Source organism: Aeromicrobium sp. 636, from assembly GCF_024433585.1.
GTDB classification, from domain to species: Bacteria; Actinomycetota; Actinomycetes; order Propionibacteriales; family Nocardioidaceae; genus Aeromicrobium; species Aeromicrobium senzhongii.
The window spans coordinates 1274631-1299828 of sequence record NZ_WNJU01000001.1 but is presented as its reverse complement, the minus strand read 5'-3'; the positions used below and the strand labels follow the sequence as shown (position 1 = coordinate 1299828).

General features: G+C 64.6%; 14 protein-coding genes. 9 read left to right on the top strand and 5 right to left on the bottom strand.

The window, feature by feature from the left end:
- Positions 1-62: 62 nt before the first annotated feature.
- Together GL325_RS06435 and GL325_RS06430 are read right to left on the bottom strand one after the other, a co-directional pair.
- Positions 63-368, bottom strand: a complete 306-nt coding sequence (locus GL325_RS06435; protein WP_187768946.1) for a hypothetical protein — start codon at positions 366-368, stop codon at positions 63-65.
- A gap of 433 nt (positions 369-801) precedes the next feature.
- Positions 802-2346, bottom strand: a complete 1545-nt coding sequence (locus tag GL325_RS06430; RefSeq protein WP_223110976.1) for a DUF726 domain-containing protein — start codon at positions 2344-2346, stop codon at positions 802-804.
- 199 nt (positions 2347-2545) lie between these two features.
- Here GL325_RS06430 and GL325_RS06425 point away from each other — a divergent pair, with 199 nt between their 5' ends.
- The gene (locus GL325_RS06425; protein ID WP_187768944.1) at positions 2546-2851 is read left to right on the top strand and encodes a hypothetical protein; all 306 of its coding nucleotides are present in this window, start codon (positions 2546-2548) and stop codon (positions 2849-2851) included.
- 123 nt (positions 2852-2974) lie between these two features.
- Positions 2975-3289 (top strand): hypothetical protein, encoded by a 315-nt coding sequence (locus GL325_RS06420; RefSeq protein WP_187768943.1) that lies wholly within the window; start codon positions 2975-2977, stop codon positions 3287-3289.
- Between the two features lie 304 nt (positions 3290-3593).
- Here the strand turns inward: GL325_RS06420 and GL325_RS06415 are convergent, their stop codons facing one another.
- A complete protein-coding gene (locus GL325_RS06415) occupies positions 3594-6221 on the bottom strand; it encodes a DEAD/DEAH box helicase (RefSeq protein WP_187768942.1) in 2628 nt (875 codons plus the stop codon).
- 126 nt (positions 6222-6347) lie between these two features.
- On the opposite strand from GL325_RS06415, the gene GL325_RS06410 reads away from it, so the two are divergent.
- From GL325_RS06410 to GL325_RS06390, 5 genes are all read left to right on the top strand, one after another.
- Complete coding sequence (locus tag GL325_RS06410) at positions 6348-9758, top strand: helicase-related protein (RefSeq protein WP_187768941.1); 3411 nt, start codon at positions 6348-6350, stop codon at positions 9756-9758.
- Between the two features lie 134 nt (positions 9759-9892).
- Positions 9893-12658, top strand: a complete 2766-nt coding sequence (locus GL325_RS06405) for a DUF1156 domain-containing protein (protein WP_187768940.1) — start codon at positions 9893-9895, stop codon at positions 12656-12658.
- 1 nt (position 12659) lies between these two features.
- Positions 12660-16019, top strand: a complete 3360-nt coding sequence (locus tag GL325_RS06400; protein WP_187768939.1) for a DUF499 domain-containing protein — start codon at positions 12660-12662, stop codon at positions 16017-16019.
- A 62-nt stretch (positions 16020-16081) separates the two neighbouring features.
- Positions 16082-17005: a hypothetical protein gene (locus tag GL325_RS06395; protein ID WP_187768938.1), complete on the top strand. Its 924-nt coding sequence runs from the start codon at positions 16082-16084 to the stop codon at positions 17003-17005.
- A 510-nt stretch (positions 17006-17515) separates the two neighbouring features.
- Positions 17516-19540: a thioredoxin domain-containing protein gene (locus GL325_RS06390; RefSeq protein ID WP_187768937.1), complete on the top strand. Its 2025-nt coding sequence runs from the start codon at positions 17516-17518 to the stop codon at positions 19538-19540.
- Here GL325_RS06390 and GL325_RS06385 read toward each other — a convergent pair.
- Positions 19515-20213 carry a hemolysin III family protein gene (locus tag GL325_RS06385; protein WP_154595663.1) on the bottom strand — a complete coding sequence of 233 codons (699 nt, stop codon included), beginning with the start codon at positions 20211-20213 and terminating at the stop codon, positions 19515-19517. The two genes, GL325_RS06390 and GL325_RS06385, sit on opposite strands and share 26 nt — an antisense overlap.
- Positions 20214-20306: 93 nt before the next feature.
- Here GL325_RS06385 and GL325_RS06380 point away from each other — a divergent pair, with 93 nt between their 5' ends.
- Positions 20307-21068 carry an isoprenyl transferase gene (locus GL325_RS06380; RefSeq protein WP_154595662.1) on the top strand — a complete coding sequence of 254 codons (762 nt, stop codon included), beginning with the start codon at positions 20307-20309 and terminating at the stop codon, positions 21066-21068.
- A 191-nt stretch (positions 21069-21259) separates the two neighbouring features.
- Complete coding sequence (locus GL325_RS06375) at positions 21260-22576, top strand: PhoH family protein (RefSeq protein ID WP_255955676.1); 1317 nt, start codon at positions 21260-21262, stop codon at positions 22574-22576.
- Between the two features lie 4 nt (positions 22577-22580).
- Here the strand turns inward: GL325_RS06375 and pepN are convergent, their stop codons facing one another.
- A complete protein-coding gene (gene pepN / locus GL325_RS06370) occupies positions 22581-25097 on the bottom strand; it encodes an aminopeptidase N (RefSeq protein WP_187768935.1) in 2517 nt (838 codons plus the stop codon).
- Positions 25098-25198 lie beyond the last annotated feature (101 nt).

The following is a 25198-nucleotide window of genomic DNA, read 5'->3' as shown; positions in this document are numbered from 1 at the left end:
TGGTGTCAATCAGCCGTCGAAGGCTCCGCTCGCCTTTACTTGTTGCGCTGGTACTCGGCAACCTAGTTCTTTGAGCTTAGCCACGTGCCGTTGTCAGACTTCTGGGCGCGGAGCCGGCCTCGTTCGGCTGCTGCCCGTAGCGCGGTCACGGTGAGTCCCTTCTCCGGGTCCGCGAGACTCGCCAGGGGGACGAGCCGCGCCGGTGCGGCGACCGCTGGCACGACGAACCGGTAGAGATTGTTCGTGACGGCGCGGGCAATCAGTTCACCCAAGGGTCCGTACTCGCCTTGGTCCGCCTTGCGCATCGCCTTGAGGTACTTCGTGCGTTCGTTCTCGAAGATGATCGCGGGCGGATAGCCAAGGCGCACGAGCAGCAGGTCTCGAGGTCGAACCCGGTGACCCAACGCTCGTAGGTTGGGCCGTCCATGTCGGGCCGCCGGTCGAGGCCGTCCGCCCCAGCGACGAACCGCATCGCGAGGCCGCTGCCCTCGGCCAAGTAGTAGTCATCGGCGCGCGACCGGTCCGCCTCGACGTAGTGCCGCGCCGCTGCCGCCGACCCCGGTAGATCTTCACGCCACCATGCACCCGAACCGCTCCCATCGACAACCGTCAACAACCGCTAAATCACTGAAACGGGAGCCTGAAACGCCCCTGTCCCTACGAACTTTCGTAGCATGCGTGCCGAGTGTTGGGGAGGGCGGAGCAGCTGATCTGACGGTCTGAGTTGGAAGCCATCAGCGGTCATCGATGTTCGTGAGGCCAAGCACGAGCCCCATGTTGGTGCAGACCCTGACGAGACGCTTACGCGAGGGTGATGTTCTGGATGTACTGACGGTGTCCGTCGACCCGCTTGGAGACGTCTCGGTCCCTGATCTTCGGAAAACTAGTGCGGAAGCCCCGCAACCCGATTGGTGTGCTTCCTGCCTGCGCGATGCGATACATGTTCTTCAGCACGAGGTCATTGGACGAGTGGTAGTTGTACACGGACTTCGTCACGGCATCGTTGAGACTGCGCCAGTTACCCTTGGCTGCGATCGCCCCACCGAGCAGATGGATGGTTTCGATCTTCGGATTCGACGATCCGGCCGCCACAGTCTGAGCCGCGACAACCATCACCCGGGCGCCCAGGCTGTGCCCGATCAGCACGAATGCGTCGGCGTCCGTCCGAGTCAGCAAGTCTCCAAGCACGACGCCGGTCTTGTCAGCCCGTGATTTGGCGACGTGCCAAGGGTTCTTAGCGACGTCCGCCACGAGGAGCGCCGCAGCGGAAGGTCCGATTTTCTTCGCACCGAGCTTGGTTGCCTTGGCTGCAAACTTTGAGCCGACTACTGCCGCGCCGCCCTTCCCTAGAGTAGGGCTGATCAAGCCGGAGAGCTTTTTCAGTTCGCTGCTCCCCCAATTGACGAGGTAGACCGGCGAATCGGGGTACCTAGCCCGGACCATCGGCTTCCACTCCACCCAAGGTGACTTACCTTCATTCATGAAGCCGGCAGCGATCACGACCGGGATTCCCGCGCCCTCCCTCAGTTTCTGGATGTTGAAGGACTTGTCGTCCCGGGCGTAGGCGGTGGTCACCATGCTGCCAAGGCCCCCGCCCAGGATGCCTCCGCCGATCCCGATCGCTGCGGTCCCGCCCGCCACACCGAGGCCTCCCGACGCGATCGATCCGCCCCCAAGCAACGCCAAGCCGTAGCTGGTCGCTGCGGCGCCGCTGTATCCCCCAGCGAAGACGCCGATGGCACCACCGATCGCTGGGGCCATGAAGACGGCTCCGGTCGCGACAGCACCGGCGGCAGGGATAGCCATCGCGAGGGTCTTCGTCCCTCTCGACAGGTTCGGCTTGTCGAACGTCAGAAATTCGTTGGCGTCTGCCAGGTCACTGAAACCACTGGACGCCTTCTCGAAGCCGGTGATGTCGTGGCGATGCTCCGCGCAGTAGCGAGGCGTCTTCACCATTTTGAACGAGCGAACTGCCATGTTCGAACACGGCGGTGCGGCGCAAACCACTGTCGGTGAACCGCAAGAGCCGCAGAGGTACGCAGGAAGGCGCCCGAAATCCCCCTTTGATTTGGCATGGGTGGTCAAGGAGATGCAAGACGAGCACCAACCCTTCCTCACGCTGCTCGTTTGAGTTTCGATCAGATCGGCGATGTGTGCCGCAACCTTGTGGTGAGCCTTCGACTCCTTGAGGTGTGCCTCGACCTTCTCGGGCTTGCGCATGCGGCGACTCAGTTTGTGATGTTTCGCGTAGGCCCACGCATTGCGAACGAGCGCGGGATTGGCCGTGAGTTCGATGGCACCGGAAATCTCGGGTTCGACTGTGTCTAAGTCGCCTTCGAGGATCATTTCGCGACCCGACGGGGTGGTGACCTCACATCTCATGCCTGAACGACCGACGGTTACGAAGTCGACTGATGACCCCAACAGAGCCCTCCGTACCTAGTTCTCAAGGTTTTCGTCTGCATTGTCGTCCATTGACCGACGGAGGGTCAGACGAATCGACAATTCGCCGCCGGGCGAGTCTGTTGATGTGAGGATGGCGACCATGGACAGGGATCAGCTCGCCCACGATATGGCGATGGCCTACATCCACAACCGATACGGCGCTGAGGTATCGGGCGAGTTCTCGGTGAGTTCTTCGACCGACTACGACAGCGGAGCGGTCAACGACGTATCGGGCAAGGGAACCGTCGAAACGGATCGATTGCCCGAGGTCTTCGAGGTTGAGACGACTCGCGTCAAGACCGGCGAAAGACACCTCTTCGGGCTAGGCCCGGCGAAGACGATGGAAGTTTCGACGGGACAGTACGCCGTAGACCGAGTATTTCGTCGGATGATTGAGGACTATTAGGGCGCCTTCGCGCGGTTCCAGGAGTTGCTTGAGAACCGGTAGTCCTGTGAACCGTGCACGTTCGTTATCGGAGCGCTCCTGAGGTTCGCCCGCGTCGCCGGACCCGGTCAATACACTTGCGCTGTGTCCGACGAACTCTCTCTTTTCGGCGACGAAACATCCACGCCGGAGCCGGCGGATCAGGAACCCGCACCGATCAGCGACTGGCAGGTCCAGCTGCTGCGCAAGGCACTCGATTCCCGCGGCCTCACTGAGATGGTCGATCGTCAGAAGGCGATCGAAACTGCTGCCGGTCGCCCGGTCGAGTCGCTGAGGTCGCTCAGCCACGAGGAAGCCCTGCAAGTCCTGGCCCGGCTTGGGTCCGAGCCGCCCGCAAAGCCAGTCGTGACATCCGCGTGGGATGACCGAGAGGAGGACACGTGGATCGACCGTCTATGAGGCGCGAGCCTCACGACAGGCCAATCCCTCGTCCAGTCGGAGGCTGCGAGACGCCGCTTTTCTGCCACGACAACTTCGCGCGCGAATCTCGCGATCGAACTTCGCCAAGTCAGGGAGCTTCGCGAGAGCGCCTGATTGATCCCGCTGCGAGCTATGGACTCAGCAGTGACGTGAGGGTTTGCAGTTCATCCCGAATCTCCTCCAAGACGTGGACCACGTCCCAGAGGTCTTTGGAGAACCCCTTAACTCCTTGATGTCGGTGATTGCATCGACTACAGCGTGCAGATCGGCCATTCGCGGTCCCTCAACTCGTGGTAGTTGCTAACAGACGTTCGCGCTCCGCCGCGACGACTTCCCGCGCGATCTCCGCATCCGAAATATCAAATGCTTCCGGTGCGCTATCCGCAGTCTCCGATACGCGCGCGAAGTCGGCGAACAGCTCACTCTTTCTCGCCAGAATCTGAGTGATTCGACGGTCGACTCCATCTTCGGACAACAGCCGGTGGACCTGTACCGACTCGAGTTGCCCCATGCGGCGCGATCGCGCGATGGCTTGCCACTCCGTCGTGGGCTTGAGTTGCGGCTCGACAATCACCACGACGGAGGCGGCCTGAATGTTGAGCCCGACACCTCCGGCGACGATCTGAGCCACAAGCACCGCGCCGTGCGATGCGACCGAGAACTCATCGACCATCTGTTGGCGCTTCGCTGCGGGAACGGATCCCGTGAGCGGACCGAAGACCTTGCCAGGCAGGATCGACGCGATGTCGTCGAGAGCATCGCGGAAGTGGGAGAAGACCAGGACCTTCCGCTCGTTGTCTTCGGCTTCTTCCACGATCTCGAACAGTCGCTGCATCTTCTGGGACTTCGCGCCAGCACGCATCGCGGCTTGGCGCATCCCCATGAAGTTCCCCTCTACCACTGCCGCTCGGTAATGCTCGTAGTCCGACGATGAGAGCGGCATCCACTCGTCCACTTCTACGAGATCGGGAAGCTCGGTGAGGACGTCCTCCTGGTTCCGGCGGAGGTAGGCCGGGGCGACCTGTTTGCGGAACTGGCGCGGAGCGAATTCCGACGCGTTGACGGTGAGGTCTGGCCGGAGGTAACCCACGAGGTTGCGGAACTCCTCGATGCGGTTCTCCAGCGGCGTACCGGTGAGGAGAATCGCCCGATCTGCTTGCTCGATGAGGGCGCGTGAGCGACGGGTCCGTTTGGCATCGGGGTTCTTGATGTAGTGCGCCTCATCGAAGACGACGCACGCGGGCTGGGCCCGATCGGGGATCTGTCCGTCGAGCCAGGTCAGGCTGTCGTAGGTGGTGATCGCCACCCCTCCGCCACGGATCCACGCGGTGAGCGCGCCATCGCGCCCCGGTCCGTGAAGACGGTGGGCGCGCAATTTGGACTTGTCGGTCACCTCGCGCATCCAGTTCGTCACGACGGCGGCTGGGCACACGACGAGAAAGTGATGGGCACCCTTGGCGCGGAGGTGCGTGAGGACGGCGAGTGACTCGACGGTCTTTCCGAGCCCCATCTCGTCGCCGATGATGACCTTGCGCTGTACGACCGCGAAGCGCGCGGCGAACGACTGATAACCGCGAAGTGAGGCGTCAAGATGGGACATCTCAAGCTTGAGATCGCGAATCGCATCGAGAATCTCTTCGGGCAGGTCGCCCTCACTGGCCTTGTCGTCGTCAGGCAGGAAGCCGAGCTCAGAAAGCATGGCGTAGTAGTCAGCGGGCCGAGCCAGGAAGTCATCCCAGGGGTCTTTAGTCGAAGGACCCTTTTCGCCCGCGATCAGCGCGGCGCGTCTTGCGATGGCATCGATGGCTGCGCGAAGGTCCGGGGCAGGCCGTGAGTCCGCCTTGACCACCACGTGAGTGGTCTTGGGGTCTAGGGAGTTCAGCAGGAGACGGATGTCATTCGCGGCCGCGAGATCGTCGGTCGCGGTCTGGATGGATCGGGCGGCTTCCCAGCTCCGCATGGCGGAAAGGAGCTCCGCGGTCGCCTGCGTGCGGTTCTTAATGTCGATTCGCACAGGCATCTCATCGAGGGTGGTCTGCCAGATCGTCCGGGCAGCGCCAATCATCCGGCGGCCGGTTGTCTCACCGACTCCCGGTAGCGACTCGATGAGGAACTCGCGTTCGAGGACTTCGAGGACCGTCCCGATGCCGGCGGCAGTCAGAGCATTGATTCGTACCTGGCCGCTTGTCGCGTCTTTCAGCCGCTCGACAGGGATGTCCGCCACCATGGAGCGGGCCTCCGTCTGCCGAACGGCATTGGCAGCGGTAGTGACGGCGGACCTGAACTCGTGCTCCTGATCCAAAGCACGGTCGATCGTCCGGATGTAACGGTAGGCAGAGTCCAGGTCTGTCTGCGTTAGCAATTCGGGCGCCACGCCGAAGAGCCTTCTGAGGCCAGCAGCGTCATCAAGAACGGTCTCGGGTGGGTACTTCTTGGACGACTTGGTCCGACTCTCAAGCGCTCCCAGCTCCATGGTCAAGTCTTCGCGACTCAGTTCACCGTGAAGCTGAGTAAGGGAGTTCGTCGCCAGGACGCCGGCCTCCTTTTGGTCCCGTCCCGCGAACATCCGGCGCGCACCAACAGCGGCCTTCGCGTCTGCGAGGAATTTCAACGTCTCATCGCTGGTCACCCGTTTGACCGCACGCTGCATCGAAGAGGACAGCTTCGGGAGCGCGTGCGCGCGTGCACAGGCGGCAAGGATTTCGCCGTCTGAAGGCATGAGTCCGACGGTCCGCCAGGAAGGCTTTTTGCCAGTTGGGATGGGAGTGAATCGTGCTGAGATCTCGGCCGTGGCATCGGCCGCGGCAGTCATGATGCGCTGCCGTTCATCGAGGACCTTCGCGAGTCGGTCGACCCAGTCCTTGACGTCCTTGACTACGGCTTTGGCGCGCCGACGTTCTTCTCGGTCCATGTCTCCTGCTGACTCGAAGCTGGTGACTGCGAAGATAGGTGATGCGTCGAGGCGAGTTACGAGGAACCCCGAATTCGTCAGCGTCTTCGCTTAGCGTGCGGGGGTTGGCAATGAGGAGGTCAAGACGTGCAGCTAGAAGAGCTGAAGCCCGGGTTGCGGGTTGAGGGCCTGATCCCGTCCGATGTCATCACCGTCGTTTTTGCGCAGTGGCATGGAGCGGACGCCGTCGAGTTGACCTACAAGAACGGCGCGGGTGCGCTCGGTCAGCAGGTCGTGTTCCGCAAGGATCAGGACGCGCTGAGTGTCGCCCAGAGCGGCAGCCGAGCGTTTGATGCAAAGGCGAGCGACTTCAAGTTGGTCGCCGAGGCTCAGAGAATTTCGCTCGCCGGTCTCTTCGACCCGATGTTGGCTGTCGCCACCAGCGACGTGCAGCCTCTCCCACACCAGATCCGCGCCGTCTACGGCGAGCTGTTGCCGCGCACGCCGCTCCGGTTCCTGCTCGCGGACGACCCTGGCGCCGGCAAGACGATCATGGCGGGGCTGTACATCAAGGAGTTGCTGCTTCGTGATGACGTGAAGCAGTGCCTGATCATCGCCCCAGGTGGTCTCGTCGAGCAGTGGCAAGACGAGCTCTTCTTCAAATTCGGTCTCCGGTTCGACCTGCTGACCAATCAACTCATCGATGCCCAGGCGAACTTCAACGTCTTCGAGACCAACCCGTTGCTGATCGCGCGGATGGACCAGCTCTCCCGCAACGAGCAGCTTCAGGCGCAGCTCAAGGAGACAGAGTGGGACCTGATCATCGTCGACGAAGCGCACCGGATGGGCGCGCACTACTTCGGCGGCAAGCTCAACAAGACCAAGAGGTTCCTCCTGGGCGAGATGCTCGGCGAGATCACCCGTCACCTGCTGCTGATGACCGCGACCCCGCACTCGGGCAAGGAGGACGACTTCCAAGCCTTCCTGACCCTGCTCGATCGTGACCGGTTCGAGGGCAAGCGGACGAAGAGCGTTGACGTGAGTGGCGTGATGCGCCGGATGGTGAAGGAAGACCTCCTGACCTTCGAGGGGAAGAAACTCTTCCCCGAGCGCATCGCCGAGACCGTCCCGTACGAGCTCACGGCGATCGAGTATGACCTCTACGAGGACGTCACCCACTACGTCCGCGAAGGGATGAACCGCGCCGACCGCATCGGTGGCAAGCGCAAGAACACCGTCGGCTTCGCTCTCACTGTGCTCCAACGGCGGCTCGCCTCCAGCCCCGAGGCGATCTACAAGAGCCTCGTGCGCCGTTCGGAGCGCCTGGAGCGTAAGAAGCTCGAGATCCAGAACGGCACCTACCGCGAGACCGAGCCCACCTTTGACATCGGTGACATCGATGAGGACGAGTTCAACGCCGAGGAGCTGGAGCAACTCGAGGAAGACGTGATGGATGCGGCCACTGCCGCCCAAACAGTCGAGGAGCTCAACACTGAACTCCTCGAACTGGCCGAGCTGGTCAAGACCGCCAGGCGCGTCCGTGAAGCCGGTACCGACCGCAAGTGGACTGAGCTTTCGAAGATCCTTCAGGACAACGCTCTGGTCACGGACAGGAACGGCTGGCCGCGGAAGTTCATCATTTTCACCGAGCACCGCGACACGCTGGACTACCTCCAGAGCAAGATCGGCTCACTCATCGGAAAGCCCGATGCTGTCCGCGCGATCCACGGTGGTGTGCGCCGCGCCGAGCGTCGTCAAATCACCGAGGAGTTCACCAAGAACCGCGACTGCCAGATCCTTCTGGCGACTGACGCGGCGGGGGAAGGTCTCAACCTCCAGGCGGCTCACCTGATGGTCAACTACGACCTGCCTTGGAACCCCAACCGCATCGAGCAACGATTTGGCCGCGTCCACCGCATCGGGCAGGAGGAGGTTTGCCGCCTTTGGAACCTCGTCGCCGCCAACACTCGCGAGGGTGAGGTCTTCACCCGTCTGTTGGAGAAACTCGACCAGATGCGCGAGACCTACGGCGGCAAGGTCTTCGACGTCCTCGGCGAGGCCTTCAACGACACACCCCTGCGCAACCTTCTCCTCGACGCGATCCAGTACGGCGAACGCCCAGACGTGAGGGCAAAGATGCATGAGGTCATAGACGCCTCCGTCGGGGACGGGCTCAAGGATCTCCTTGATGAGCGTGCCCTCTCCACCGAGCATCTCGCCGACGCCGACCTTCACGCGTTGCGTGCCGCGATGGATGAAGCACAAGCCCGACGCCTTCAGCCGTACTACATCGAACTCGCCTTCAAGTCCGCGTTCACCAAGCTGGGCGGTCGCATCGTCAAGCGTGAGCAGGGTCGCTACGAGATCGCGAATGTGCCGCAGCACATTCGCTCCGCCGGTCCCGGACCGATCGCTACCAAGTACGACCGGGTCACCTTTGACCTCGCCCGCGTTCAGCCCGGAGACCTGAGCCGAGCGGACCTTCTCGCGCCGGGTCACCCGCTCCACGACGCGGTGATGGGCGAGGTGATCCGGAACTTTGGCGGCGCGCTGAACCAGGGCACAGTCCTCGTCTCGTCGACCCTGGAGGAGCCCCAGCTTCTCGTCGGAGTCGTTGAAGAGGTAGCCGACGCCACCGGCGACTCCGTCTCCCGTCGGTTTGGCTACGCCTACGTCGACCAGTTCGGCACAGTCCGGCCGGCCGGTCCGGCGCCGTACCTCGACTGCGTGGCCGCGCCTGCGAGTCCCGCGGTCGACGCCGCACGCAGCTTGGTCTGGCTCGGCGACGCCGAAGACAAGGCGATGAGCTGGATCATCGCGAACCAGCTTCCGGAATATCTCGAGGAGGTCCAACCGCGACGCCTCTCGGAGCTGGAGAAGGCCCGCGACCTGGTGACCAAGCGGCTCAGCTCTGAGAGCGAGCGCCTGCTGTTGGACGCTGCCGTCGCGTCGGAGAAGGAGCGGAAGGGCGAGAAGCCCAAGGAGTCCTCCGACAGCCTCAACAGGAAGGCCGTCGAGCTCGACGTTCGCCTTCGGAAGCGTCTTACTCTGCTCGACCAGCAGCAGCTCATGTCGACCAAGCCGCCGCGTATCGTGACGGCCGCCTTGGTCCTCCCTGTCGGGATGCTTGATGACGCGATCCCAGCCACCGCGCCCATGCACGCCAAGGAGACCAAGGAAGTTGAGCGCCGTGGAGTCGACCTCGTCCTGGCGCGTGAGCGCGAACTCGGTCGCAAGCCTGTCGAGCAAGTGTTCAACAATCCTGGCTTCGACATCCTCTCGACCGATGCGAACGGCGACACGTTCCGGATCGAGGTCAAGGCGCGCATCGAGGGAGCCACGGATTTCCTCGTCACGCACAACGAGGTCATGACTGGCAAGAACGCCGTGCCGCGCTACCGCCTCGCGCTCGTCAAGGTCGATCCACGGGGTCCGAAGTTCGACGAGGTCCGCTACCTAGGCGACCCCTTCTCAACGACTGACCTGGGTGACTTCGAGGCCACGGGCATCCGGGGCGACTGGGCCAAGACGTGGACTAAGGGCGCGGCGCCCTTCTGAGGCTCGCTCGCCCCACGGATCGCTCGGGTTCCACCCAATGCGAAGCGGCCCGCAGGTAGATTCATGTACACATCACTCGCCGCAGCAGCGGCGCGGTTCGCCCGTCAACTCGGGCATGGAGGGTCAAGGAACTAGTGCACAAGCGCAAACTGATCGAGGTGGCTCTGCCGCTAGAGGCGATAAACAGGGAGTCCGCTCGCGAGAAGTCAATTCGCCACGGCCATCCGTCCACGCTCCACCTTTGGTGGGCAAGACGACCACTCGCCGCTGCCCGAGCCGTGCTCTTTGCGCAACTCGTTGACGACCCTTCCTCCCGACCTGACGAGTTTCCCACGGAAGAGCTACAACGAAAAGAACGTGAACGATTGCACGAACTGATCGAACGTCTCGTTTTGTGGGAGAACGTCAAGAATCATCGAGTGCTCGCGGAAGCGCGAACCGAGATTCTTCGGTCGACGGGTGGAAATCCTCCTGCGATCGTGGATCCGTTCGCGGGAGGGGGAACCATTCCATTAGAAGCCGAGCGGTTGGGCCTCGAAGCGCACGCATCCGATCTGAACCCCGTCGCTGTCTTGATAAATAAGGCGCTCATCGAGTTCCCGCCGAAATTTCGAGGTCGCAAGCCCGCATTCCCAGGTCTGGCGGACTCCCAAATTCGCACGTGGGAGGATGTCGAGGGTCTCGCCGCTGACGTAAGGGCGTACGGACAGTGGATGCGCGACGAAGCGCAGAAGTCACTGGGTGATCTCTACCCGCGAGCTGTGTTGGCCGATGGTGGATCTGCAACGGTCATCGCTTGGATCTGGGCGCGGTCGGTTACCTGCCCGAACCCGGCGTGCGCGATCGACATGCCCCTCGTGCGCAGCTGGTGGCTGGGCAAGAAAAAGGGCAAAGAGGCGTTCGTAGTTCCATCTGTCGTGAAAGACCCGAGTCACCCGTCCGGGCAGCGGGTCGAATTCGCGATCGGGAGGGATAAGGCCGGGGCTCCGACTCCGCAGAATGACGGCACTGTCGGCCGGTTGGGTGCAAAGTGCCTTGCCTGTCATGGCGCTGTCGAACTCGCCTATATTCGTTCGGAAGGGCAGAGCGGTCGACTACGAAGCCAGATGATGGCCGTAGTGGCCGAGGGGAACCGTCAGCGCATCTATTTGCCCCCTCGCCAGGCGGACATCCTAGCCGCGAAGGTTGGCCGGCCTGACGACGTGCCGACGTCCAGCCTGCCCGCTGGGGCGCCGGGTTTCCGGGTTCAGTTATATGGGATGACGCAATGGGCGGACCTCTACACGTCGCGGCAGCTGACTTCGCTGGGTGTGTTTTGTGATCTCGTGCCCGAGGCCCGAAAGCGTGTGCTTGAGGACTCCGGAGATCCTGAATACGCCGATGCCGTTGCGACTCTGCTGAGCTTCGGTGTCTCCAAAGCGGCTGACTATCACAATGCCCTTTGCGCTTGGCGATCCGACGTCAAGAACGAAGGGGTGGGTCACCTCTTCTCTCGTCAGGCAATCCCGATGATATGGGACTACTGCGAGGCAAACCCCCTCTCGGAGTCGTCCGGGAATATGCGGGATCAGTGGGTCTGGGTCAGCAAAGCCCTAGAAAAGCTAGTCCCGGCTGGTAGTGGCTACGTTGAACAAGCCGACGCAGCAACCCGCGGATATGACGGGCTCGTCATTGCAACGGACCCGCCGTACTACGACAACATCGGTTACTCGGATCTGTCGGACTTCTTCTATGTTTGGCTGCGTCGAGCTCTTAGGCCGATTTATGGCGACCTTCTATCCACAGTGCTCGTCCCCAAGGACGAGGAACTTGTAGCGAACCCACACCGACACGATGGGCGCAAAGGTGCCAGAGATTTCTTCGAGTCGGGTTTCAGATCGGTCTTTACACATGCCCGCCAAAGCGCTTCTGACGAGTATCCCATCACGGTTTGGTACGCGTTCAAGCAGAGCGACTCGGACGAAATGGGTGACGCGTCCACGGGGTGGGAGACGCTTTTGGATGGCATGATCGGCGCGGGTTGGGAAATCACCGCCACTTGGCCGAATCGCTCGGAACTTAGTAATCGAATGGTGGCGTCCGGGGCGAACGCACTTGCGTCTTCGATTGTTCTCTCGCTTCGGCCCCGTCCGATCGACGCGCCCACAACTGATCGTCGAGGGTTCATCGCGGCGCTTTCTGCAGAATTGCCTGATGCACTTCGAAAGCTGCAGCAGGGCCGGATCGCTCCGGTAGACCTGCCGCAGGCAGCAATTGGGCCCGGCATGGCCGTATTCAGCCGGTACAGTGCCGTCCTCGAGGCGGACGGATCCTGGATGACTGTTCGATCTGCGCTGTCGCGAATTAACGAGATTCTGGATCAAGTGCTCAACGAGCAGGAGGGCGATTTCGACCCCACGTCGCGCTTCGCTATCGCTTGGTACCGGCAGTTCGGCTATGGCCCCGGAAGATTCGGGGACGCAGATAGCTTGGCACGCGCGCGTAACACGAGTGTGGAAGCAATGGACCGCGACGGGATCCTCACGAGTCGCGCCGGTTCCGTACGGCTCACGAGACCAGCGGACCTTGCGTGGGGATATGACGTGCTCGAGGATCTGCACACCAGCAACTGGGAAGCGCTACATCATCTGATTAAGGTCTTAGAGCGCGACGGCATTGAAGCAGCCGGCGCTTTTCTCCAAGCAGCGTTGGCTCGGCAGGACGGGGCCGTTGATGCAGACCTGGCGAAGGAACTCGCGCACTTGTTATTCCGCATCGCCGAGGGTAACGGCTGGACGAAGGATGCACTCAGTTTCAATGCTTTGGTAACCAGTTGGCCCGAAATTCTTGAAGTCGCGCGGACTGCTACGAAGACAACGGTAGAACAAGAAGCGTTCTCCTTCGGCGAGGAAGACAACTGACATGGCACTGAGTAACCGCGATCGCATCGACCGCATGTTCCAGGTGTTGGCGCCGGCACTCGATGACTTCATCGCGACCGTCGTTGGTCAGGGGGACCCCTCGCTCGGTGCCGTCTGGACGAAGCTCGTTCAGGCGAAGGACAGCAAGAACGGAGCGTCGTCGACGAAGACGTATGACGCGCTCGACCCGCAGGTGCAGTTTAGGATTCTGACTGAAGGGAACATCACCGCAGGCTTCAAGCCGGGGTGGTATCCCTTCAATCAGGCCATCGGTCGCACGGGGGAGACCTTTGCCAGCGAGCTCCGCGAAGTGCGAAACGAGTGGGCGCACAACGGTACCTTTACAGATGACGATGCGTACCGCGCGCTCGACACTGGCGAACGACTTCTCAAGCTGATCGGGGCCGGTAAGGAAGCTGACGAAGTCCGTGGCATCCGGTTAAACCTCCGACGTGTGACCGCGAACAAGGACGACAAGAAGGTCCTCAAGGCTGCTGTCGACAACCCCGAAGCTGCTGGTCTGCGCCCATGGCGCGACGTGCTTCCACCCCACGACGACGTCGCCACCGGCAACTTCCACGCCTCTGAGTTCGCGGCCGACCTCTACAAGGTCGCGACGGGTGGTGAGGTGGATGCCGATTACGCAGACCCGGTCGAGTTCTTCCGCCGCACCTACCTGACCGAGGGCCTGCGCGATCTCATCGGACGAGCTGTCCGTCGGCTGGCGGGCGACGACAACGCTTCGCCTGTCATCAACCTCCAGACCAACTTCGGTGGTGGCAAGACGCACTCGATGCTGTCGTTGTGGCACGTCGCCGCGGGTCTACCCGTCGGCAACTTCCCGCAGGAGACCCAAGAACTGCTGACCGCCAGCGGCTACGCGGCGACCAAGGTTAATCGGGTCGCCATCGTCGGCAACCACTTCAGTCCCTCAGGCGAGACGAAGGACGACGGCACCCAGGTCAACACCATCTGGGGCGAGCTGGCGTGGCAACTCGGTGGTCCCGAGGCTTACTCTGTGGTGGCCAAGGCCGACCGAGACCGGACTCACCCAGGTGACTCCCTCCATGAGCTGCTCGCAAGTTACGCGCCCGCGGTGATCCTTATCGACGAGTGGGTCGCCTACGCTCGCTCTCTCGTCGGTCGCGACGATCTGGCCGGCGGCACCTTCGACGACCAGTTCACCTTCGCCCAGTCGCTCACTGAGGCTGTGAAGGGCACCAAGGGAGTCCTGCTCGCCATTTCGATTCCGGCCTCGGAGACAGGTGACGCGAACGACAAGCTCGCCGTTGGCAATGCCGAGGAAGTCGGTGGCCAGAACGGACTCGAAGCGCTCAGGCGACTCCAGAACGTCGTACGGCGCGTTGCCGACCAGTGGCGCCCCGCTTCCTCTGACGAGGCCTACCACATCGTCAAGCAGCGACTCTTCAAGGAACCTGACGCCGCCTCCCTCGCGGCCATCGGTGCGACCGCCCGCTCGTACGTTGAGATGTACCGCAAGTACTCCGCCGACTTCCCCCGGGAAGCGCGAGATTCGGCCTACGAAGATCGCATCAAGGCTACGTATCCCATTCATCCAGAGCTTTTCGACACCCTCTACGAAGAGTGGTCCTCGCTCGAGCGGTTCCAACGCACTCGCGGTGTGCTCCGACTGATGAGCACTGTGATCCACGCGCTCTGGACCGGTGAGGACGCGTCGCCTCTGATCATGCCCGGGTCGATCCCGTTGGCGACGTCAAACGTGAACTCTGAGCTCACCCAATACCTCCAGGACCAGTGGAAGCCGATCATCGACGCCGACGTTGATGGCTCAAACTCTGAACCAGCTCGTATCGACAAGGAGAAACCGTTGTTCGGTCAGCGGGCGCTGACTAGGCGACTCGCCCGCACGGTTTTCTTTGGTGCGGCGCCCACCGTCGCACCCGGTTCTGTACATAAGGGCATCGCGACCCAGCGGGTGTTCCTCGGAACCGCGATTCCGGGGGATGTACCGGGCAACTTCCACTCTGCGCTCACGCAACTCGGGGACCGCGCGACGTACTTCTACTCGGGGTCGGGCAAGTACTGGTATGACGTGCAGCCCAACATCACCCGGACGGCGAAGGACCAGGCCGAGCGGCTTCACAGGGAAGACGTCTGGGCCGAGATCGTCCGGCGGCTCCAGGATCAAGGTCGCAAGCGCGGCGATTTCGCAGGCGTCCACGTCTGTCCTGAGTCAAATGCCGACATTCCCGACACCGACGAGGCGCGCCTCGTCATTCTGCATCCGAAGGTCGCGCACAAACGCGGCACGGACTCCGCGGCGAAGGAATTCGCGCAGAAGGCGACTGAGCACAGGGGCAGTTCGAACAGGACTTACCGCAATATGCTTGTGTACTTGGCCGCCGACGAGACTCGACTGGAAGAACTCGACAACGCCACACGCGATTACCTCGGGTGGAAGCATGTCCTTTCAGACCAGGCAGACCTCGACCTCACCCAAAATCAGAAGAACCAGGCATCTCAGCGGGCAACGCAGGCCGATCAGACCGTCACCGCGCGGTTGCTGCAGAGTTTCACGTGGGCGTTGGTCCCGGCTCAGCCTGACCCGGGAGCGCCATTCCTGATCAAGGAGACGAAGGTTGAGGGGCAGTCCGACGCCCTGGCTGACCGCGTCTCGCGGCGTCTCGGCAACGACGGTGACCTTTCAACGCGTCAGGCCGCAGCGACGATCCGTCTCGCGATTGGGAAGATCCCGCAGATCTGGAAAGACGGTCACGTATCGGTTGGCGCGTTGTGGCGTCTTTACGCGGAGTACCCCTACATGCCGCGTCTGCGCGACCGGTCTGTCCTGGATGCAGGCATCCTCGACCTGCCGATGATCTGGCAGACGGACGCCTTCGCTCTCGCCGCTGCCTATGACGCGGATGCTGGTCGTTATATCGGCTTGTGGACTCCGGATGACAAGGAGAGTGCTCCGGTCGCGACCGATTCGCTGTTGTTGGTGCGCCCCGATTTAGCGCAGAAGCAGCGTTCGGATGAGCCGGGACCTGTTCATACGCCCGAAGCCGGGCACGGTGAGCTCCCGCCCGCCACGACCCAGCCGGGCTCTGACTCGTCGGCGCCTACGAAGGCCGACATGGTCTGGCCGACTCGCTTTTACGGGGTCAAGACTCTCAACTCCGACAAGATCGCACTTGACTTCAAGAACGTTGCCGACGAGGTGCTCGCGCACCTTCGATCGGGCGAAAACACCAGCGTGACGGTTCGGATCGAGATTGAGGCGACTGACTCCGACGGGTTCAACGAGAGCCGCGTCCGGACCGTCTCCGAGAACGCCCGAACGCTCAAGTTTGACCAGTCCGGATTCGAAGAGAGTTGAAGTCGTGCCTGACAGGTCTCGCCCTGAGGGTGCGAACGCGTCGACGAGAACGCCAGCGCGCCATGACTGATCCACTGACGTCTCAAACGCCGGCAAGTGTTCTGGGAGCCCGGGTCGCCGTCGATGCTGCGGGGCCGCTTCCGAAGGTCGACGATCTTGGATTGAGCTACGCGAAGGCTCAGGCGTTCGATTGGCAACGGCAACGGAGTCATGCCAAATGGAACGATATGGCCGGGACGCTCACTGGTCGGCCGGGAGCTCGGTGGGTCCTTGAGACCCACGCGATCGTCGGCGTCGTGGGCGAGCAAGTACTACTTGCGATCGAACTAGAGGTTGAGAAGACGATCGTGAAGGCGGCGATCGACCGGCTACCGGACGCCGACTTCAAGCACAAGCCCTCGGTCGCCGCCCACTATGCGCGTTCGCTGCGATTCTTTGCTGAAGGCCAATCGAACGCAATCGTGATCGCGCTTCACGGTTTGGCGAACCTTGGCGTGAGAACACTGGAGTTTGATTCTGACATCAGTACCGACGATCTCAGGAAGCTCGGAATGAGCAGGACCGACTTTGCCCCAGGATCGCTTTCGAGGAGGTCGTGGGTGTCATGGACCCAAAAGCTGGTCGACTCTGTCATCACGGGTGCATCTGCGCGGTCCGTCCCTGTGCAGGAGTTTGCCGCCAAACTTGGCTTGCTCGCGGGCGAGCAGGCGATCATCGACCTACTGGACCTACGGAACACCCAATACCACAGGTGGCGAGGAGAATCAGCCGGAGTCACCGGGATCGCCTTCGGTGAACTGCCGGCCGCGGATATTCTTGCGTCAGGTCAGGCTGTGGATTTCGGGGGCGAGTTGCTCCCGCCTTACTCCCAAGGGCAGGACACGCTCGACGACGTTGTTGTCACAGGTCGGCAGGCGCTGGACGCTTTCGTCCTACATATGGAGCCGTTGCTCGAGACTTGGGGCAAGACGTTGCCGCGAGCCTGAGGGTCATCGCCGACTCGCCAGAGCGCCGCAACGGGACGGATCTGTTCGAGGGTCATGCGGTCACCGTTCTGTCGTGCCAAGTGCAGCGAGTGAGGAAGCGGCAACGGTTGGACCGCCTGGGTCCACGTCGGACGGTGTCGTTGAGATGGTAGGCGGGTCTCGTCCATGACGCTGAGATCGCTTAGGCAGTACGAAGGAAGCAGGTCGGTTGCAGTCGGGGTACGAGACGATTGTTCGCAAGGAGTTATCTCGCGGCCGACTTCTCACCGAGTCGCGGAGGTCGTCCTCGCCTGCCCGGACGTAGTGGCTGAGGACGGTGGTGAGCTTGTCGCCGATGCATCGGGCAGCGACCTCCGAGGCTCGCGGAAGGGGCATTCTGCTCGCTGGGCGCGGGGCGCCGAAGCGTCCTTTTGGGGCCCGTCTCGGATGGAGCAGGCCAAGAGCCGAGTTGGCAGGTCGCTCCGCTCGCTCCGCGAGGTGCTCGTTCGGCGCCCCCGGTAGCGTGAACGAATGGCCAATCGTCTCGCCCGGTCCCAGTCGCCGTACTTGCGTCAGCACGCTGATAACCCGGTCGACTGGTGGGAGTGGAGTCCGGAAGCTCTCGCGGAGGCACAGCGGCGCGACCTGCCGATCCTGCTGAGCGTCGGATACGCGGCGTGCCACTGGTGCCACGTGATGGCGCACGAGTCGTTCGAGGACCCGGCGACGGCGGCCTACATGAACGAGCACTTCGTCAACATCAAGGTCGATCGCGAGGAACGCCCCGACATCGATGCCGTCTACATGCGGGCCACCCAGGCGATGACGGGCCAGGGCGGGTGGCCGATGACGTGCGTCCTGACGCCGACGGGGGAGCCGTTTTTCGCCGGCACATACTTCCCGCCCGAGCCGCGGGGCGGGCACCCGGCGTTCAGCCAGGTCCTGCAGGCGCTGGCCGATGCGTGGGAGAACCGGCGCGAGGAGGTCCTCTCGTCCGCCGGGCAGGTGCTCGACTTCCTCTCCGAGGCCGACGACTTCGGCGGCGAGCCGCTCACGTCCGAGGACCTCGATCGCGCGGCCGCCACGCTCGTGAAGCAGGGCGACCCGGAGGCCGGTGGTTTCGGTGACGCTCCGAAGTTCCCGCCGTCGATGGTGCTCGAGTTCCTGCTGCGCCAGCATGCGCGGACGGGGAACGAGGAAGTCTGGTCGATCGTCTGCCGCACCTTCGAGGCGATGGCGCGTGGCGGCATGTACGACCAGCTGAGCGGCGGCTTCGCGCGATACAGCGTCGACCGCTTCTGGCGGGTGCCCCACTTCGAGAAGATGCTCTACGACAACGCCCTGCTGCTGCGCGCGTACCTGCACTGGGCCCGTGCACTGCGGGCGCGGGGCGGCTCCGAGGAGCGGCTCGCCCTGGCCGAGCGCATCTGTCACGAGACCGCCGACTTCATGCTGGCCGAGCTGCGCACCGAGCAGGGCGGCTTCGCCTCGGCGCTGGACGCCGACAGTGACGGCCACGAGGGCACGTACTACGTGTGGAACCCGCACCAGCTGATGAAGGCGCTGGGCACGAGCGACGCCGCCTGGGCCGTGCAGCTGCTCTCGGTCACCGGAGGCGGCACCTTCGAGCGTGGCTTCTCGACATTGCAGCTCCTGCAGGACCCCGACGACCCGCAGCGCTGGGAGCGCGTGCGCGCCCGACTGCTCGAAGTACGGGCCGAGCGCACCCGCCCGGCCCGCGACGACAAGGTCGTGGCCGCGTGGAACGGCTACGCCGTCACCGCGTTGGCCGAGTGCGGCATCCTGCTGGACCGCCCCGATCTCGTCGACGCGGCCGCCGAGGCAGCGACGCTGCTGTGGGACCTGCACATCGAGCCAGGGTTCGTCCGCACGTCCCTGGGCGGCGTCCGCTCCGAGCACGCGGCGGTGCTGGAGGACCATGGTGCGGTCATCGAGGCGTTCATCGCCGTGCTCGGCGCCACCGATGATCCCCGCTGGCTGGACCGTGCGCGGCACGTGGCCGACCGCGCGCTGGCGCACTTCCGCGCCGAGGACGGCGGTTGGTACGACACGGCCGACGACACCGAGGCACTGGTCGTGCGACCGCGCGACGTGTCCGACAACGCCAACCCGTCAGGCTCCTCGGCTCTCGCGCACGGGTTGCTCGCCCTGGCCGCGGTCACCGGCGACCATGACGTGCGAGCCGCCGCGGTCGACTGTGTCGAGTGCGCCGCTGCGCTGGCCACCGGAGCTCCGCGGTTCGCGGGATGGACCCTCGCCGCCGCTGAGGCGCTGCACGACGGGCCCGCCGAGATCGCCGTCGTCGGCGAGGTCGCCGGTCCGATGCACCGGGCCGCGCTCGGCCTGACGGCGCCGGGCGCCGTCGTGGTCGCGACGCGCGAGGGCTCGCCCGTGCCGCTGTTCGAAGGACGGCAGGCGATCGGCGGGCATGCCACCGCCTACGTGTGCCGCGACTTCGTGTGCGCGCTGCCCGTCACCGATCCCGCGGAGCTCGCCGCAGGGAACCAGGTCAGGACTGGTACACGAGGAAGCTGACGCCGATGTAGTGGACGATGAACGCCGCGATCGTCAGCGCGTGGAACACCTCGTGGTACCCGAACCACCTCGGGTTCGGGTCCGGCCACTGGAACGCGTAGACCAGGGCGCCCACGGTGTAGAAGATCCCGCCCAGTACGAGCATCGCGAACACGGTCGTGGACGCGGCCGCCATGAAGTCGGGCAGGTAGATCAGCGCCGCCCAGCCCAGGGCCAGGTAGAGGGGCACGTAGACCCAGCGCGGTGCCGACAGCCAGAAGACCTTGAACAGCACGCCGAGGATCGCGCCGCCCCACACCAGCGAGAGCAGCGTGATGGTCTGTCGCTCGTTGAGCAGCAGCAGCGAGAAGGGCGTGTAGGACCCGGCGATCATGATGAAGATGTTCGAGTGGTCCAGTCGCCGCAGGACCTGCTTGGCGCGCTCGCGCCACGGCACGGTGTGGTAGACGGCGCTCACGCCGAACAGCAGCAGTGCGCTGAGCATGAAGACCGCCGCGCCGGCGCGAGCGGCGAGGCTGTCGGCGAAGACGAGCATGATCAGGAAGGAGATCAGCGCCAGCGGTGCAGTCGCCGCGTGCAGCCATCCGCGAAGGCGAGGCTTCATCTCCTCGACGGTGTCGCGAATGCGATCCCCCACCTCGTCGACGGTGGTGTCGGGCTTCGGGGACGGCATGTGCCCATGGTAGTCCTCACGCCGTCGGGAGCCACCCGGACGAGTGCGTGACAGTCGTCCCATCGCGCGGGGCCGCCGCGTACTCTGGACGCCATGCCGGTCAGCGATCTCCTCTACGGCGTGTACGAGCGTCGCCTCGCCAAGGGACTCGACCCCGAGCACCTCCCGCGCCACGTCGGGGCCATCGTCGACGGAAACCGTCGCTGGGCCCGCGGTGCGGGCGCCGGCGTCGACCACGGGTACCAGGCCGGCGCGGACAAGATCGCCGAGTTCCTCGCCTGGTGCGACGAGCTCGGCGTCGAGATCGTCACCCTGTGGCTGCTGTCGACCGACAACCTGCGCCGCCCCGCCGACGAGCTGGCCGCGCTGCTCGTCGTCATCGAGCGCCTCGTCGAGGACCTCGCCACCGGCGGCTACCGCATCCGCCTCATCGGCAACCTCGACATGCTCCCGGCCGAGAGTGCGGCGCGGATGAAGCGCGCCGCCGACCTCACCGTGGGCGCCGAGTCGAGCCTCTCGGTCAACATCTGCGTGGGCTACGGAGGTCGCCAGGAGCTGACCGACGCGATGCGCTCCCTGCTCATGGAGCAGGCCGGCTCCGGACGGAGTCTGGAGGACGTCGCGTCGACGCTCGAGGTCGACGACATCGCCGAGCACCTGTACACCAAGGGCCAGCCCGACCCCGACCTCGTGATCCGCACGTCGGGCGAGCAGCGACTGAGCGGGTTCCTGCTCTGGCAGAGCGTCCACTCGGAGTTCTACTTCTGCGACGCGCTGTGGCCCGCGTTCCGGCGCGTCGACTTCCTGCGTGCCATGCGCTCCTACGCCGAGCGCGAGCGCCGCTTCGGCGCCTGATCGACCTCTCCGCCCGTTCGCACAATCGTGGCGACACGCGGCGCGGCGTCCGATTCACCGCCTGCTCCGGTCGTACTTTCGGGGTGTGCCCTTGCTCCATCACGAGCCCTCAGGTGACCGGGAGGCTCAGCCCCACTTCCACTAGTGAGAGCTGGGCGCCGGGCGCGCGCGTGGCTCTCGAGGAGACAGCCGTGGCTGCTACGAAGAGCAACACCCCGCCCCGCCGCACCTACGTCCTCGACACGAGCGTCCTGCTGGCCGATCCGGCCGCGATGCAGCGCTTCGGCGAGCACGAGGTCGTCCTGCCGGTGGTCGTCATCACGGAGCTGGAGGCCAAGCGCCACCATCCCGAGCTCGGGTACTTCGCCCGCAACGCGCTGCGCTTCCTCGACGACCTGCGGGTCCAGCACGGCACGATCGACGTCCCCATGCCGATCGGGGTCGAAGGCGGCAGTCTGCGGGTCGAGCTGAACCACACCGACCCGTCCTCGCTGCCCTCGGGCTTCCGTCAGGGCGACAGCGACACCCGGATCCTCTCGGTGGCCCGCAACCTCGCGAACGAGGGGAACGACGTCGTGCTGGTCTCGAAGGACCTGCCGATGCGCATCAAGGCGTCGGCGGTGGGGCTGACCGCCGAGGAGTACCGGGCCGAGTGGGCCCTCGAGACCGGCTGGACGGGCATGACCGAGCTGGACGTCGACAGCGCCGATCTGGACGACCTGTACGAGCAGGGCACCGTCGAACTGGAGGCCGCCCGCGAGCTGCCCTGCCACACCGGCCTGGTGCTGCTCTCCGACAAGGGCAGCGCTCTGGGCCGGGTGACGGCCGACAAGCAGGTCCGTCTGGTCCGCGGCGACCGCGAGGCGTTCGGCATCCACGGGCGCTCCGCCGAGCAGCGGGTGGCACTGGACCTGCTGCTCGACCCCGAGATCGGCATCGTCTCCCTCGGTGGTCGCGCCGGCACCGGCAAGTCCGCGCTGGCGATCTGCGCCGGCCTCGAGGCCGTCATGGAGCGCCGCCAGCACCAGAAGGTCATCGTGTTCCGCCCGATGTACGCCGTCGGCGGCCAGGAGCTGGGCTACCTGCCCGGCAGCGAGTCCGAGAAGATGGGCCCCTGGGGTCAGGCCGTGTTCGACACGCTCGGCGCCGTGGCCTCACCGCACGTCGTGGAGGAGATCGTCGACCGCCAGATGCTCGAGGTGCTGCCGCTGACGCACATCCGCGGCCGGTCGCTGCACGACGCGTTCGTCATCGTCGACGAGGCGCAGTCGCTCGAGCGCAACGTGCTGCTGACGGTGCTCTCGCGCATCGGGGCCAACTCCAAGGTCGTCCTGACGCACGACGTCGCGCAGCGCGACAACCTGCGGGTGGGCCGCTACGACGGCATCGTCGCCGTCGTCGAGAAGCTCAAGGGCCACCCGCTGTTCTCGCACGTCACCCTGACCCGGTCCGAGCGCTCGCCCGTGGCGGCGCTCGTGACCGAGATGCTGGAGGACGTGACCCTCTAGGGCGTCAGTTGATCTCGCGAGCGGCGAGCGCGCGGCGGAGGTCGTCACGGCCCTCCAGCACGTAGCGCTTCGCCGCGGCGGGCGCTTGGGTGCCGGCGAGCCAGGCGTCGACCTTCGCGAGCGTCTCGGCCGTCGGGTTGGGCAGCGGGAACAGGCTGATCAGCGCGACCTGGCCGATCCACACGCCCATCTCGTCGATGACCGTCTCGGCCATCTCGAGGTACTTGTCGACGTACGGTGCGAGCACCTCGGCCTGGCCGGAGACCTGGAAGCCCGAGGCGATCTGACGACGCGTCTCGTTGGGGGTGGAAGCGTCCTCGACGACGCGGCGCCACGCCTCGGCCTTGGCCTCGGCGGTGGGACGCAGGGCCTTGGCTCCGGCGGCGTGCTCACGGCCCTGGCTGGTGTTGTCGCGCTCCAGCTCGGCGTCGATCTCGGCCTCGTCGGCGTCGCCGAGCTTCGCCAGGCCGCTGATCAGCGTCCAGCGCAGGTCGGCATCGAGCTCGAGGCCCGAGATCCACCCGTCGAGCAGGTCGCGCAGCAACTTCGGCGACGTGGCCGCCGAGGCCAGCGCGCGGGCGAACGCCAGCTGGTGGTCGCTGCCGGGCTCGGCGTTGACCAGCAGGTCGGCCACGCCGGCCTCCCAGCGCGCGGCGAGCTCGGGACGGTTCTCGTCGGAGGTGAACTGGGTGACGGCCGTCTTTCCCTGGCGCAGCAGCGAGGACACCGCGGTCAGGTCCGTCTCGGTGCCCACGCCGGCCAGGACGAGGTCGACGAAGTCGGCCGACGGCAGCTCGGCATCACGCGTCATGTCCCACGCCGAGCCCCAGCACAGGGCACGGGGCAGCGACTCGGCGAACGAGCCGATGCTGCTCAGCAGGGTCTCGAACGAGCCCGCGTCGAGGCGGATCTTGGCGTAGGTGAGGTCGTCGTCGTTGAGCAGGATCAGGTCGGGGCGGGCCTTGCCGACCAACTCCGGGATCTCGGTGCGCTCGCCACGGACGTCGGTCTCGATCCGGTCGGTGCGCACGAGCCGGTCGCCCTCGCGGCTGTACAGGCCGATCGCGATGCGGTGACGGCGCAGCGTCGGGTACTCCTCGCTCGCGGTCTGCTCGACCTCGAAGCGGGTGAACGTGCCGGCATCGTCGACGTCGAAGTCGGCACGCAGCGTGTTGACGCCCGAGGTCTGGAGCCACTCCGCGGCCCAGCTGTCGAGCTCGCGGCCGGAGGCCTCGGAGAGCTCGGCCAGCAGGTCCTTCAGCTCGGTGTTGCCGTACGCGTACTTCGAGAAGTAGCTGCGCAGGCCGGCGAAGAAGTCCTCCTCGCCCACCCAGGCGACGAGCTGCTTCAGCGCCGAGGCGCCCTTGGCGTACGTGATGCCGTCGAAGTTCGCCTCGACCGCGTGCAGGTCGTAGTTGTCCGCGGCGATCGGGTGCGTCGTGGGCAACTGGTCCTGGCGGTAGGCCCAGTTCTTGCGGTTGTTGGTGAAGCCCGTCCACGCATCGGTGAACCGGGTGGCCTTGACCGACGAGTGGTGGGCCGCGAACTCCGCGAACGACTCGTTCAGCCACAGGTCGTCCCACCACTTCATGGTCACGAGATCGCCGAACCACATGTGGGCCATCTCGTGCAGGATCGTGTTGGCGCGCTGCTCGTAGGCCGAGACGGTCTGGCGGCTGCGGAAGATCATCTCGTCGCGGAAGGTGACGCAGCCCGCGTTCTCCATCGCGCCCATGTTGTACTCCGGCACGAAGAGCTGGTCGTACTTGCCGAACGGATACCCCATCTGGAAGGCGCCCTCGAAGAACTCGAAGCCCTGCTTGGTGATGAGGATGATGTCGTCGGCATCCAGGTACGGCACGAGCGACTGGCGGCAGAACACGCCGAGCGGGATCTGGCCGTACTCGCCGGCGTACGTGTCGCGGACCTCGTGGTAGTCGCCGGCGACGAGCGCCGTGATGTAGGTGCTCATGGTCTTGGTCGGCTCGAAGTGCCACACCGCCGCACCGCCGTCGAGCACGATCGGCTCGGGGGTGGGGGAGTTGGAGACGACCTTCCAGTGCGACGGCGCCGTGACGTGGAACGTGAACTGTGCCTTCAGGTCGGGCTGCTCGAACGTCGCGAAGACACGGCGCGCGTCGGGGACCTCGAACTGGGTGTAGAGGTACACCCGGTCGTCGGCGGGATCGACGAAGCGGTGCAGGCCCTCGCCGGAGTGCGAGTACAGGCACGTGCCGGTGACGACGAGCTCGTTGCGGGCCTCGAGACCGTCGATGGCGATGCGCTGGTCGGAGTAGGCCGAGAGGTCCAGTTCGCGACCGTTGAGGGTGACGGACTCCAGCTCGGCGTCGACCAGGTCGACGAACGTCGACGAGCCGGGCTGCGCGGCGAAGGTCAACGTGGTGACCGAGCCGAACCGCTCCCCGTCGAGGGTCAGGTCCAGAGCGATGTCGTAGGCGGCGTCGGAGACGACGGCTGCGCGCTGGCGGGCTTCTTCGCGGGTCAGATTGGTGCCGGGCATGCTCTTACTCTTTCACCCGTCCACGACTGCCCACCACCCGACGCTTCGTTGGAGATGGGTCACACCGGCCCTCTCGGGTGGGGCTTCGCGCCACGTGGTCG